This is a genomic window from Paraburkholderia sp. (assembly GCF_036488505.1).
Taxonomy (GTDB): Bacteria; Pseudomonadota; Gammaproteobacteria; order Burkholderiales; family Burkholderiaceae; genus Paraburkholderia.
In genome coordinates this window covers 1-12933 of the sequence record NZ_DASXHN010000303.1, presented here as the reverse complement: position 1 = coordinate 12933, position 12933 = coordinate 1, and the positions used below count along the sequence as shown (strand labels likewise).

At 65.0% G+C, this 12933-nt stretch carries 10 protein-coding genes and 1 pseudogene; 6 read left to right on the top strand and 5 right to left on the bottom strand.

Annotated elements, in window-relative coordinates; genetic code table 11:
- Nucleotides 1-750: ABC transporter ATP-binding protein (locus VGH68_RS18060; protein WP_331605033.1), on the top strand; the 750-nt coding region annotated here is incomplete at its 5' end.
- A gap of 94 nt (nt 751-844) precedes the next feature.
- Here the strand turns inward: VGH68_RS18060 and VGH68_RS18055 are convergent.
- From VGH68_RS18055 to trxB, 4 genes are all read right to left on the bottom strand, one after another.
- Nucleotides 845-1765 carry a LysR family transcriptional regulator gene (locus tag VGH68_RS18055; RefSeq protein WP_331605031.1) on the bottom strand — a complete coding sequence of 307 codons (921 nt, stop codon included), beginning with the start codon at nt 1763-1765 and terminating at the stop codon, nt 845-847.
- Nucleotides 1766-1915: 150 nt separating this feature from the next.
- Nucleotides 1916-2575 carry a glutathione S-transferase family protein gene (locus VGH68_RS18050; RefSeq protein WP_331605030.1) on the bottom strand — a complete coding sequence of 220 codons (660 nt, stop codon included), beginning with the start codon at nt 2573-2575 and terminating at the stop codon, nt 1916-1918.
- Between the two features lie 137 nt (nt 2576-2712).
- Nucleotides 2713-3480, bottom strand: a complete 768-nt coding sequence (locus VGH68_RS18045) for a Smr/MutS family protein (protein ID WP_331605029.1) — start codon at nt 3478-3480, stop codon at nt 2713-2715.
- A gap of 178 nt (nt 3481-3658) precedes the next feature.
- Complete coding sequence (trxB, locus tag VGH68_RS18040; protein WP_331605028.1) at nt 3659-4660, bottom strand: thioredoxin-disulfide reductase; 1002 nt, start codon at nt 4658-4660, stop codon at nt 3659-3661.
- Nucleotides 4661-5004: 344 nt separating this feature from the next.
- Here trxB and VGH68_RS18035 point away from each other — a divergent pair, with 344 nt between their 5' ends.
- The 3 genes from VGH68_RS18035 to VGH68_RS18025 all read left to right on the top strand — a co-directional run bounded on the left by VGH68_RS18035 (nt 5005) and on the right by VGH68_RS18025 (nt 8749).
- Nucleotides 5005-7314, top strand: coding sequence for a DNA translocase FtsK (locus tag VGH68_RS18035; RefSeq protein WP_331605027.1), 2310 nt, complete (start codon nt 5005-5007; stop codon nt 7312-7314).
- 175 nt (nt 7315-7489) lie between these two features.
- Nucleotides 7490-8218 (top strand): outer membrane lipoprotein chaperone LolA, encoded by a 729-nt coding sequence (gene lolA, locus VGH68_RS18030; RefSeq protein WP_331605026.1) that lies wholly within the window; start codon nt 7490-7492, stop codon nt 8216-8218.
- A gap of 300 nt (nt 8219-8518) precedes the next feature.
- Nucleotides 8519-8749 (top strand): hypothetical protein, encoded by a 231-nt coding sequence (locus VGH68_RS18025; protein WP_331605025.1) that lies wholly within the window; start codon nt 8519-8521, stop codon nt 8747-8749.
- A 594-nt stretch (nt 8750-9343) separates the two neighbouring features.
- Here VGH68_RS18025 and cytX read toward each other — a convergent pair.
- Complete coding sequence (cytX, locus tag VGH68_RS18020; protein ID WP_331605024.1) at nt 9344-10660, bottom strand: putative hydroxymethylpyrimidine transporter CytX; 1317 nt, start codon at nt 10658-10660, stop codon at nt 9344-9346.
- A gap of 332 nt (nt 10661-10992) precedes the next feature.
- On the opposite strand from cytX, the gene VGH68_RS18015 reads away from it, so the two are divergent.
- Nucleotides 10993-12306, top strand: a complete 1314-nt coding sequence (locus tag VGH68_RS18015; protein WP_331605023.1) for a replication-associated recombination protein A — start codon at nt 10993-10995, stop codon at nt 12304-12306.
- A 62-nt stretch (nt 12307-12368) separates the two neighbouring features.
- Nucleotides 12369-12933, top strand: a pseudogene (locus VGH68_RS18010) (serine--tRNA ligase); the annotation flags it as partial.

Here is a 12933-nt window from a genome sequence, read left to right as displayed (position 1 = left end):
CAGATCACGCATCTGCTCGACCGCAAGCCGGGTCAACTGTCGGGCGGCCAGCGTCAACGCGTCGCGATGGGCCGCGCTCTCGCGCGCGATCCGGTGATGTTCCTGTTCGACGAGCCGCTGTCGAACCTCGACGCGAAACTGCGCATCGAGATGCGCTCGGAAATCAAGCTGCTGCATCAGCGCCTGGGCACGACGATCGTCTACGTGACGCACGACCAGATCGAAGCGATGACGCTCGGCGACCGCATCGCGGTGATGAAGGACGGCATCGTCCAGCAGTTCGGCGCGCCGCAGGATATCTACGATTCGCCGTCGAACCTGTTCGTCGCGGGCTTCATCGGCGCGCCGCCGATGAACTTCATCGAAGGCAAGCTGGTCGAGCAGGGCACGGGCGTCGGCATCGAACTCGATACGGGCGTCGCGCGCAAGGTGCTGATCCTGCCGTTCGAGTCGTCGAAAGTGCGCTCGCACATCGGCGCGAACGTGGTTCTCGGGCTGCGTCCGGAGCGCATCACCGACGCGCGCGGCGCGCATGGCGACAATTCGCAACTGCAGCAGATCGAAGTGAAGGTCGACGTGATCGAGCCGACCGGTCCGGATACGCTGGTGTTCGCTCAGATCAACGGCAAGCGCGTGGTGAGCCGCGTGCATCCGGCCTCGAACCCGCAGCCGATGATGAACACGACGCTGTTGTTCGATGCGTCGAAGGCAGTGCTGTTTGATCCGAGCAATGAAGAGCGGATTGCGTAAGCGTTAGATCCGTCGCTTCGCAAACGAACAGCCCCATGCGTGGCATCGCGCATGGGGCTTGTTTTTTGCCGCGACGGCTGAAACCGCGAACCGGTTACGCCGCCTCCGGCACACGCAGATCCGGATTGCTGCGCGCGAGCTCGCTGACCCATTCGATGAACGCGCGCAGTCGCGAACTCAGATTGCGGCGATGCGCGTACAGAACCGACAACGGCGTGCCGGGGCTCGTGTAATGACCGAGAATCTCCTGCAACGCCCCTTGCTCGATCAGTTCGGCGACCATGAAACGCGACGGCTGGATGATGCCGTGGCCGAGCACGGCCGCGCCGATGTACACCGAGCCGTCGTTGACCGCGAGCGTGCTCTTCATCTGCACCCGCTCGATCTCGCCGTTGACCTCGTATTCGAACGGGAACGTCTTGCCGGTGCGCGCGGACACGTAGTTCACCGCCCGATGCCCGGCGAGTTCTTCCAGCGTAGCCGGGGTGCCGAACTTTTCCAGATACGCCGGCGATGCGCACGTGACGATCCGCGCGAGGCCGATACGCCGCGCAACGAGGCTCGATTCTTCCGGCGTGCCCATGCGGATCACGCAATCGACGCCGTCCTGGATCAAATCAATGTTGCGATCGGCCAGACCAAGGCGCACGTCGATCTGCGGATACTGGCGGTAGAAATCGTCGAGCGCGGGCAGAAGCAGCGCGCGCGCAAGCGTGCCCGATGTATCCACGCGGATCGTGCCGGCCGGGTTTTCGCGCTTGTTCGATAGCGACGACTCCGCATCGGCGACCTCGGCGAGAATCGTCACGCAGCGTTCGTAGAACGCCGCGCCGTCTTCCGTCACACTGACCTGGCGCGTCGAGCGGTTCAGGAGCCGCACGCCGACGTGTTCCTCGAGCGCCTGGATCGTGCGGCTGACCTTCGCGCGCGGCAGGTCGAGCGATTCGGATACTTTGGTGAAGCTGTTTGCTTCCACCACACGCGTAAATATCTCCATCGCTTCGAAACGGTCCATGGTTTGCCTTATGGGTGGTGAGCCGGGGGGAGCAGGCTTGCGGGGTGAAGTCTACAGCGAGGAAAATCGCTTGTCTCAAGGCGGGCGCAGCCGCCCGCTACCCGCTTGTTGGGTTTGTTGAGCTGTTATGTCCTGCGGCTCGCGCGCCGTTCAGTCCCGGTCCGGTGCGCCGAGCGGAAAGAGCGGCCGGTACGGCCGCGCCTCGTCGACCGCGCGCGCGAAAGACGGCCGCGCCAGCAGCCGTTGCCGGTATGCGCGCACGTGTGCGAAGGCCGGGTCGATCGGATGCGTCCAGTCGGCGTAGAACAGCGCTGGCGCGGCCGCGCAGTCGGCCAGGCTGAAGGTGTCGCCCGCCGCCCATTGGCGCTCTGCCATCAGCGTATCGAGCCACGCGTACGAGGTGTCCAGCATCGCGCGCGCATCCGCGACGCCGCGCGGGTCCCGCTCGGTGGCGGCGCGCAGGCTGTCGTAGACGATGCGTTGCTGCGGCGTCGAAACATAGTTGTCGAAGAAGCGGTCCATCATGCGCACGTCGAGCGCGGCCCGCGCGTCGGCCGGCAATAGCGCGACGGGCCCCGGATAGTGCAGACCCAGATACTCGATGATGATGCTCGCCTCGACGACCGTGCGGGCGCCGTCGACCAGCACCGGAAAGCGCTTGATCGGCCACAACGCGGCGAACTCGGCCATCAGTTGCGGGTTGTCGTGCGCGAGCACACGCATCTGGAACGGTGTGCCGTTTTCGTAGAGCGCGATCAGGGCCTTCTGGCAGTAGGACGAGAACGGGTGGGCATAGAGCTGCAGGGACATCGCGATCACCTTTGACGTTTGCGGAGTGCGCCCGCGGCGCAACGACGGCCACCATGGCCGTTTATCCAACGACGAACAGCGGCGGCGAAAATCGACAGATCGCAATGCGGGTGCGGCGGTGATCGCGCGCAGCCTCGTCACCCCTTCGCCTGCACTCCATGCGCGGGCAACGCCCCCGGCTGCAACAGCACGACTACGGCACCCGCTCCACCGTCGTGCGGGCGCGCCTGACAGAACGCGATGACCTCGGACTTCTGCACGAGCCACGCGCGCACCTTGCCCTTCAATACCGGTTCCTTGCCGATCGATCCCAAACCCTTGCCGTGAATCACGCGCAAACACCGCAAACCGCGCTTCACCGACTCGCGGATGAATTCCGCGAGCGCCTCGCGCGCTTCCTCACGCCGCATTCCGTGGAGGTCGATCTGGGCCTGCACGATCCAGTCGCCGCGCCGCAGCTTGCGCACGACGTCGCGGCTCACGCCGGGGCGGCAGTACGACAGCGTTTCGTCGGTTTCGAGCAGCACTTCGGGATCGAACTCGTCGGAAATCGATTCGTGCAGCACCGCTTCTTCGTCGAGCAGCGTTTGCACCGGCAGCGGGGGTGGCGGATTGCGCGTGAGCGTCGCGCGCGGCGGCACCGCAAGCGGCGCGACTTCGCCGATTTCACGGCGGAACAGATCGGCGTCGGCCGCCGCTTCACGCCGGACTGCCTGCGCGGCCGCCTGTTCGCGCTCGCGCCGCTGCGCATCGCCCTTTAGCGCGTCGCGCAACGCACCGAGGGCGGCGAGTCCGCTCGCGCGCTCGAGCTTCGGCGCGACGGCGGGCGCTGCCGCTTCAGGCGCGGACCGCGCTGCGGCACGTGGGCGTTTCGGTTCGTTCGGATGGGGCTGATTCTTCGGCATATCGGCAATGCATGCGGGAAGGTCGATCGGTCGTACGGGGTTGGCCACCCAGCAAACAAAAAGGCCGCCGGCTTTGCAGCCGCGGCCTTGCGGGTCAAGCGAACAGCCGGGCTTCGCGCCGCCGTCATTTTACCGTCGCGCCCGCCGTCGCGACCTGACGTCGCGAGCGCGCGCGCGATCAGCGCTCCGCTTCCTGGCTCATCGCGTGCTCGCCGGCCATCTCGTTGATGGTCTCGAGGTAGCGCTGTGCATCGAGCGCGGCCATGCAGCCGGTGCCCGCGCTGGTGATCGCCTGACGGTACACGTGATCCTGCACGTCGCCGGCGGCGAACACGCCGGGCACGCTGGTCGCGGTCGCGAAACCGTTCAGGCCGCCCTTCGTGATGATGTAGCCGTTCTTCATCTCGAGCTGGCCCGCGAAGATGTCCGTGTTCGGCTTGTGGCCGATCGCGACGAACAGGCCCTGCAGCGCGATGTCGGTGGTTTCGCCGGTCTGCGTGTGCTTGATGCGCAGGCCGGTCACGCCGGACTGGTCGCCGGTCACTTCGTCGAGCGTGTAGTTCCACTTGATCTCGACGATGCCTTCCTTTTCCTTCGCGAGCAGGCGATCGATCAGGATCGGCTCGGCCCGGAACTTGTCGCGGCGATGGATCACGGTCACTTTTTTCGCGATGCCAGACAGATACAGCGCCTCTTCGACAGCGGTATTGCCGCCGCCGACCACGGCCACATGCTGCTGCTTGTAGAAAAAGCCGTCGCAGGTCGCACAGGCCGACACACCCTTGCCCATGAACGCTTCTTCCGACGGCAGGCCGAGGTACTGCGCCGACGCGCCGGTCGAGATGATCAGCGAATCGCACGTGTATTCGCCGGAGTCGCCGATCAGACGAATCGGCTTTTCATCCAGCCTTGCCGTGTGGATATGGTCGAAGATGATTTCGGTGTTGAAGCGCTCGGCGTGCTCGAGAAAGCGCGCCATCAGTTCCGGGCCTTGCACGCCGTTCGGGTCCGCCGGCCAGTTCTCGACGTCGGTCGTGGTCATCAGCTGGCCGCCTTGCGCGAGACCCGTGACGAGTACCGGCGACAGGTTGGCGCGTGCCGCGTAGACCGCCGCCGTGTATCCGGCCGGACCGGAACCGAGAATCAGAACCTTGGCGTGTTTCGTTGCAGTTGCGGGCATGATGGAATCCTTGTACGGCGCGCGGCTCGCCGTTGCGAGGCCGTGCGTTTTTGAGCTGAAACAGTAGATGGGTGTCAGTGCGGCATTATAAAGGGCGGGGCGCGCGGCTGCGCCATCAAGCTTTCCGATCGCCGCGATAGCGTGGCGGCGCGCGCTGCCGTGACGCTCGCGCGGTTAGCAGCCAAGTTACCGTCATTTACAGCCTTGCGCGAGGCGCAGCGTTTACAATAGGCCGGATAGAAGTTTCCGGTAGCCGGGAGACGAGCCCGCAGCCGCGCGCGGCAACGCTCGGTCCCGCTCCCGGCGGCAGTTCAGCCTGAACCGGCTACCCCAGAACAGGATCAATGGCAAAAGCTCCTTATTCCGCGACCGCGCAGGCATTGCCGCACCGCATGTCGCGCCTTTTCACCGAAATCCGCTGGATTCTGCAGGTCGCGCTCGGCGTGTTCCTGCTGATGTCGCTCGTCAGCTACAGCAGGCACGACCCGAGCTGGACGCACGCCGCGCAGGTCGACCATATCTCCAACTGGGCGGGCCGCGTCGGCGCGTGGACGTCCGATATCCTGCTGCTGCTGTTCGGCCTGTCCGCCTACTGGTGGATCGTGCTGCTCGGCCGCCATATCTCCGCAAACTACAAGCGCATCACCGGCCAGCAAGACGCGCAGGACGACGACGCGCCGCGCGGCGTCAGCTGGCTTGCGGACGCGTTCGCGTTTCTGCTCGTGCTGCTGTCGTGCAACGGCATCGAGGCATTGCGCATGTGGTCGCTCAAAGTGCAGTTGCCGCGCGCGCCGGGCGGCGTCATCGGCGAGGCGGTCGCGCGTGGCGTGTCGCACGCATTCGGTTTTACGGGCGGCACGCTCGCGCTGCTGCTCGGACTGGCCATCGGGCTGTCGCTGTATTTCCGCTTTTCGTGGCTGTCGGTCGCGGAAAGGGTCGGCGAGTCGATCATTTCCGCGGTCACGTTCGCGAAGCTGCGCCGCGAGGCCGGACGCGACCGCAAGCTTGGCGAAGCCGCCGCGGTCAAGCGCGAGGGCAAGGTCGAGAAGGGCCGCGTGCGCATCGAGGAACACGAGCCCGTGGTGATCGTGCCGCCGGTCGTCACGCCGGTGAAGTCGGAACGCGTCGAGAAGGAACGGCAGGTGCCGCTCTTTACCGATCTGCCGGGCGACTCCACGTTGCCGCCGATCTCGCTGCTCGATCCCGCGCCCGCCACGCAGGAAACCATTTCGGCCGACACGCTCGAATTCACGTCGCGTCTGATCGAGAAAAAGCTGAAGGACTTCGGCGTCGATGTCAGCGTGGTCGCCGCGTATCCGGGCCCGGTCGTCACGCGCTACGAAATCGAGCCGGCTACCGGCGTGAAGGGCAGCCAGATCGTCAATCTCGCGAAGGACCTCGCGCGGTCGCTGTCGCTCGTGTCGATCCGCGTGGTCGAAACGATTCCGGGCAAGAACTTCATGGCGCTCGAGCTGCCGAACCAGCGGCGCCAGACGGTGAGCCTGTCCGAGATTCTCGGCTCGGCCGTGTACGTGGATGCCGCGTCGCCTCTCACGATGGGTCTCGGCAAGGACATCGGCGGCAAGCCGGTGTGCGCGGACCTCGCGAAGATGCCGCACCTGCTCGTCGCGGGCACGACCGGTTCGGGCAAGTCGGTCGGTATCAACGCGATGATCCTGTCGCTGCTGTACAAAGCGAGCGCCGAGCAGGTGCGCATGATCCTGATCGATCCGAAGATGCTCGAAATGAGTGTCTACGAAGGGATTCCGCATCTGCTGTGTCCGGTCGTCACCGACATGCGCCAGGCGGGTCATGCGCTGAATTGGGCGGTCGCCGAGATGGAGCGCCGCTACAAGCTGATGAGCAAGCTCGGCGTGCGCAACCTCGCCGGCTACAACAACAAGATCGACGATGCGGCCAAGCGCGAGGAGAAGCTGCCCAATCCGTTCAGCCTGACGCCCGACGATCCTGAACCACTCACGCGCCTGCCCAACATCGTGGTCGTGATCGACGAACTGGCCGACCTGATGATGGTGGTCGGCAAGAAGGTCGAGGAACTGATCGCGCGGATCGCGCAGAAGGCTCGCGCGGCCGGCATCCACCTGATTCTCGCGACCCAGCGTCCGTCGGTCGATGTGATCACCGGCCTCATCAAGGCCAACGTGCCGACGCGCATGGCGTTCCAGGTGTCGTCGAAAATCGACTCGCGCACGATTCTCGACCAGCAGGGCGCGGAATCGCTGCTCGGCATGGGCGACATGCTGTATCTGCCGCCGGGCAGCGGGCTGCCGGTGCGCGTGCATGGCGCGTTCGTGTCGGATGACGAAGTGCATCGCGTCGTCGACAAGCTCAAGGAGCAGGGCGAGCCGAACTACATCGAGGGCATTCTCGAAGGCGGCGTCGGCGGCGAGGGCGACGAAGGCACGCCGGGAACCGGCACGACCGACGGCGAGTCGGATCCGCTATACGATCAGGCGGTCGACGTGGTCCTGAAGAACCGCCGTGCGTCGATTTCGCTGGTGCAGCGGCACCTGCGCATCGGCTATAACCGTGCGGCGCGTCTGCTCGAACAGATGGAGAATTCGGGCGTGGTGTCGGCGATGTCGTCGAACGGCAATCGCGAGATTCTGGCGCCGGCGCGCGAAACGGAATAAGCCGCATACCTCTGCTGCCACCGGGTCGCGCCAAAGCCGCGCGACCTTTCGGGGCGCCGTGCGACGCTGATCAGGCGGCTCGCTGTTCCCGCACGAAGCATGTTGCCCAGGCGCAGCCCTTCACCGCATCCAATCAACGCATCCAATCAACGCATCCAATCAACGGAGGAACCCCATGCACGCATTCGCACAGGATGCTCGAAAGCGTCAATCTGGCGGGCTTGATCAGCTCGTGCGCCGTCTCATGCACGGCGCCGGCAGCATCGCGATAGGCGCGTCACTGCTGATCGCCTCGCACGCATTCGCGAGCGGCACCGAGCAACTGAAGGCATTCGTCGCGCAGGTTCATTCGGCGCGCGGCACCTTCGTACAGCAGGAAGTGCGCGCGCCCAGCAAGGCGCAAGGCGCGAGCGGCGCGCTGCCCACCGCGGGCACGAGCAAGCCGGCCACGTCGAGCGGTTCGTTTACGTTCGCGCGGCCCGGCAAGTTCATCTGGCAATACGAGAAACCGTACGCGCAGCTGTTGCAGGCGGACGGCGACAAGCTCTACGTGTACGACAAGGATCTGAACCAGGTGACGGTGCGTACCCTCGGCAACGCGCTGGGCGCGAGCCCGGCCGCGATCCTGTTCGGCAGTAACGATCTAGACAAGAACTTCACGTTGCACGACGCTGGCGTGAAGGCCGGCATCGACTGGCTCGAACTGACGCCCAAGGCGAAGGACACGCAATTCCAGCGTGTCGGCATTGGCTTCAAGGACGGCAATCTCGAAGCGATGGAATTGCACGACGTATTCGGCAACGTAACGTTGCTGACGTTCTCGAATATTCAGAAGAACCCGCCGCTGCCGGCCGACACATTCAAGTTCACGGTGCCAAAGGGCGCGGATGTGATCAACGGCTAGCGGTGATTGTTGCTGGCGAAAGGGCGCAGGACGCGGCCGGCTGCAAAGCCGGTTGTCCGAGGGCTGTCGTGGGCGACGGCGGGTGCCATGACGGATGCCGGCTGTTTGAGCAGGCATGATCGATTAGTGCGAGACTGCAAAGCAGGCATTGTGAATGGCGTTGGGTCGGTGTAAGCGTTCCGAAACGTTTCAGGCGTGCATCTGCACGGGTTGACAATTTTTTGCTGCGTCGCAACAAAATAGCGCCTACACTGGTCGAAGTCAGTATTGCTTCGAATGTTTGGAAGGGTGAGGCATGTCATGAACTTGTCTTCAGTAAAGGATCCAGGTTTTTCCCCGTCGCTGCATGTTTTCGAGCAGGAAGGCGGCTGGCACTGGGGTATCACCGTTCCTCGGGCGGGTGGCAGCGGCTTCAAGGTCGTCGCGTACAGCGAGGAAACCTTTGACGATGAGGCTGAAGCGCATCGGGAGGGCAATCGTGCGCTCGCGCGTTTCGCGCACGGTCGCTCGGTCGCATATGAGCGCCAATAAAAGCGAATCGGTTTGTTATCGCGACCGGTTTTGCGGCGAAATGTCCAGCGCGTGGGAGCGGTGACAAATCGAATATGCAACTGACTGCATATTATTTTGTTTTCCAAAAGCACTACGGCGACAATAGGGCGATTCCCCTGAGACATTTCCCTTTATCTTGGCTTTTGCAGAATACGAAACCACGCACCCGTTAAGCGTGCAGTTGGACGGCGTCAACTATGTGGGCACCTACCGCGTGATGACGGGCTCCGTCGTTGTCCATTTCGAAAACGAGACGAAATTCGCGTTGTACGCGCCGAACCGTCCAGAGACCGTCGCACGGTGGCTGCTCACGGACCTTTGCCGGAAGGTCGAGTCCCGTACGCGTAAAGCGGCGAAAAAATAAGCGGTCAATCGCTTCAACGAGCGAGTGAAATGCGATCCACAGCGTCCTGCGCCAGCAATATCGACCCTCCGCGAACTAGCGCGTGAGCCGGATTAAAGCTGGCTCGAAAATCCCGCAAATAAAGCACAACGCGCGTGAAGCGCCGACGGCTGCGTCGGCCGACCTGCGTCGGCCAACCTGTCGCTCGCGCGAAGTGCCTTTCGAGGCACTCACGCATACGCGGTCTTGCGCGCCGACACGAACGCGAAGTAGCACACCGCGCCGATCGCGAGCGAAGGCAGCGTCGCGCCGAGATTCGGCAGCCATTGGTTGATCACCTGATATGCGGCGATGCCGATCGCCCATGCGATGAAAGCGCTCAGATGCCAGCCGCCCGAGAAGCCATAGCGGCCGCGCACGTCGGCGAGCACGGCCGCTTCGATGCGGCGCTTGCGCACGACGAAGTGATCCATCAGCACCACGCCGAACAGCGGCGCGAATACCGAGCCGATCAGCAGCAGGAAGTTCTGATACTTCGCCATCGGCACGACCAGTGCGATCAGCGTGCACAGCGCGCCGAATCCCGCCGACAGCAGCGGCACGCTCGCGCGTGTCCAGAACGTGCCGGTCGAAACCGCGGCCGAGTGAATGTCGGCGAATGCGTTGTCGATTTCGTCGATCAGGATCAGCAGCAGTGCGAGACCGCCGCCGGCCTGGGCGAGCGCGCCGGTCAATAGCGCATCGCCGCCGCCTGCCGCAAGACCGTAGATCGCGCCGATCGCGTAGAACCAGACGTTCGCGATGCCGTAGCCCGCGAGCGTGCCGCGGAACGTCTCGCCCGCGCGGCGGCCGAAGCGGGTGTAGTCGGCGATCAGCGGCAGCCACGACAGCGGCATCGCAACCACGAGGTCGACCGCGCCGCCGAACGGCATCTCGCCGGTGCCCGGACGACGCATCATGTCCGCCAGGTTGTGGCGTGCGAGCAGGTTCCACGTGAGCCATAGCGCGCCGGCGAGCAGCAGCCAGATGCCCCAGGTGCGCAGAAAGCGCCGCACGAACGACAGCGGACCGCTGATCGCGAGCAGCGTCGCGAGCACGCCGAAGATTACGGTCCACACCAGCGGCATCGACAGGCCGAACGCCTGCTTCGCGAGTGCGTCGGCGGAATCGCGCATCACGATCACCTCGAACGAGCCCCAGCCGACCAGTTGGACCATGTTCAGCACCGCCGGCACAGACGCGCCGCGCACGCCGAGCGTCGGACGCAGCGACGACATCGCCGCGAGCCCGGTGTCCGTGCCGATCACGCCCGCGAGCGCGAGCAGCAGCACGCCGATTACGCTGCCGAGCACGATCGCGACGAGCGCGTGCGGCAGCGACAGCCCCGGCACCAGCAGCGCGCCCGCCTGCGCGACGAGCAGACCGATGCCGAGGGAGAACCAGAGCGCGAACGCGTCGCCGGTGCGAAACGCGCGCCGCGCTTCGGGCACCGGCGTGAGCGGCGCGTAGGTGGAGCCGGTTTCGCCGGCGACTGAATCTTGTGCCATCTGATGTCGTTCCTGTTGGTGTTGCTGTGAGTCTTTGCTGTGGACCTTGAGGCCGGCTACACAGCCACGACGCGTTGCCACGGCTTCTCGCCGAGGGTTTTCCGCGTCCGCGCGGTGCAGCCGTTATGGGACAACGCGCGCCCCGCCAGCAGCGTGCGGCGATCATCCGCGCGCGGTCACTGTCATAATGCAGGACGTTGCCCGCGCCTTCACCTGGGCTTTGCCTGTGCCTCGCCTTCGCCCGCAACGCTTTGCCATCGTCCGGCCGCCCGCCGCGTTCCCCCGCGGCGCCCGCGAATCACCGGAAAAGCCGAGATTATCCCCAAAACGTCATGTTTGAAGAAACCCGTGCCAATGTTCCGCTCGCCGAACGCCTGCGGCCGCGCAATATCGACGAAGTGATCGGCCAGAAGCACCTGCTCGGCCCGAACAAGCCGCTCAGGGTCGCGTTCGAATCCGGCGAAGCCCATTCGATGATCCTCTGGGGGCCGCCCGGCGTCGGCAAGACCACGCTCGCGCGGCTGATGGCCGATGCATTTCACGCGCAGTTCATCGCGCTGTCGGCGGTGTTGTCCGGCGTGAAGGATATTCGCGAGGCGGTCGAGACCGCGCAGATCCATCGCGCGAACGGTCATCAGACGCTGGTGTTCGTCGACGAAGTGCATCGCTTCAACAAGAGCCAGCAAGACGCATTCTTGCCGCACGTCGAGTCGGGCCTGTTCGTGTTCGTCGGCGCGACGACCGAGAATCCGTCGTTCGAGGTAAATAGCGCATTGTTGTCGCGCGCGGCGGTCTACGTGCTCAAGAGTCTCACCGACGACGAGCAGCGCGAACTGCTCGAACGCGCGCAACAGGAACTCGGCGGCCTCACGTTCACCGACGAAGCACGCGCCGCGCTGATCGGATCCGCCGACGGCGACGGCCGCAAGCTGCTGAACAACCTCGAAATCGTCGCGCGCGCGGCCGCGCAGCAACAAACCACCGACATCGACGGCACGCTGCTTGGCAGCGCGCTTGCCGAAAACCTGCGCCGCTTCGACAAGGGCGGCGACGCGTTCTACGACCAGATCAGCGCGCTGCATAAATCGGTGCGCGGCAGCAACCCGGACGGCGCGTTGTACTGGTTCTGCCGGATGCTCGACGGCGGCGCGGACCCGCGTTACCTCGCGCGCCGTATCGTACGGATGGCGTGGGAAGACATCGGCCTCGCCGACCCGCGCGCCGCGCGTATCACGCTCGATGCCGCCGAGACCTACGAGCGCCTCGGCTCGCCCGAAGGCGAACTCGCGCTGGCGCAGGCCATCATTTACCTTGCGGTCGCGCCGAAATCGAACGCGGGATACCACGCGTACAACGAGGCGCGGCGCTTCGTCGGCAAGGACCAGTCGCGCGCGGTGCCGGTGCATCTGCGCAACGCGCCGACGAAGTTGATGAAGGAACTCGGCTACGGCCACGACTACCGCTATGCGCACGACGAGCCGGATGCGTACGCGGCTGGCGAGACGTACCTGCCGGACGGGATGCGCGAGCCGCACTGGTACGCGCCGACGCCGCGCGGGCTCGAAGGCAAGATCGGCGAGAAGCTGGCGCGGCTCGCCGAGATGGATACGCAGTGGCGCGCGGCGAACCAGCCCAAGAAGGGCTGAGCTTTGGCGGCGCGCCGGTGCGCTAAAATCGCGCTTTCATACAACGAACACCCGCCCCTTCCATGCTCGACATCCAGCTGCTGCGCAAAGACCTCGACGGCGTCGCGAAGCGCCTCGCCGACCGCGGCTATACCCTCGACGTCGCGGCCTTCACCGCGCTCGAAGCGGAACGCCGCGATACCCAGACCCGTACCGAAGAAATGCAGGCGCGCCGCAACAGCCTGTCCAAGCAGATCGGCGCGATGAAAGGGCGCGGCGAAGACACGTCGGCGGTGATGGCCGAGGTCAGCGGTATCGGCGACGAAATGAAGGCGTCGGCGCTGAAGCTCGACGAGATCCAGAAGCGTCTGTCGGATCTGCTGCTCGGCGTGCCGAATCTGCCGCACGAGAGCGTGCCCGTCGGCCGCGAGGAAGCGGACAACGTCGAGGTGCGCCGCTGGGGCACGCCGCGTCAGTTCGACTTCGAGGTGAAAGATCACGTCGACGTCGGGGCGCCGCTCGGCCTCGATTTCGAGACCGGCGCGAAGCTCTCGGGCGCGCGTTTCACGCTGCTGCGCGGACAGATTGCGCGGCTGCATCGCGCGCTCGCGCAGTTCATGATCGACACGCACACGCAGCAGCACGGCT

Excerpts from the sequence above, each read along its gene's own strand:
- VGH68_RS18055 (WP_331605031.1), bottom strand. The coding sequence starts at position 1,765 with ATGGACCGTTTCGAAGCGATGGAGATATTTACGCGTGTGGTGGAAGCA.
- VGH68_RS18050 (WP_331605030.1), bottom strand. The coding sequence starts at position 2,575 with ATGTCCCTGCAGCTCTATGCCCACCCGTTCTCGTCCTACTGCCAGAAG.
- VGH68_RS18045 (WP_331605029.1), bottom strand. The coding sequence starts at position 3,480 with ATGCCGAAGAATCAGCCCCATCCGAACGAACCGAAACGCCCACGTGCC.
- trxB (WP_331605028.1), bottom strand. The coding sequence starts at position 4,660 with ATGCCCGCAACTGCAACGAAACACGCCAAGGTTCTGATTCTCGGTTCC.
- VGH68_RS18035 (WP_331605027.1), top strand. The coding sequence starts at position 5,005 with ATGGCAAAAGCTCCTTATTCCGCGACCGCGCAGGCATTGCCGCACCGC.
- lolA (WP_331605026.1), top strand. The coding sequence starts at position 7,490 with ATGCACGCATTCGCACAGGATGCTCGAAAGCGTCAATCTGGCGGGCTT.
- VGH68_RS18025 (WP_331605025.1), top strand. The coding sequence starts at position 8,519 with ATGAACTTGTCTTCAGTAAAGGATCCAGGTTTTTCCCCGTCGCTGCAT.
- cytX (WP_331605024.1), bottom strand. The coding sequence starts at position 10,660 with ATGGCACAAGATTCAGTCGCCGGCGAAACCGGCTCCACCTACGCGCCG.
- VGH68_RS18015 (WP_331605023.1), top strand. The coding sequence starts at position 10,993 with ATGTTTGAAGAAACCCGTGCCAATGTTCCGCTCGCCGAACGCCTGCGG.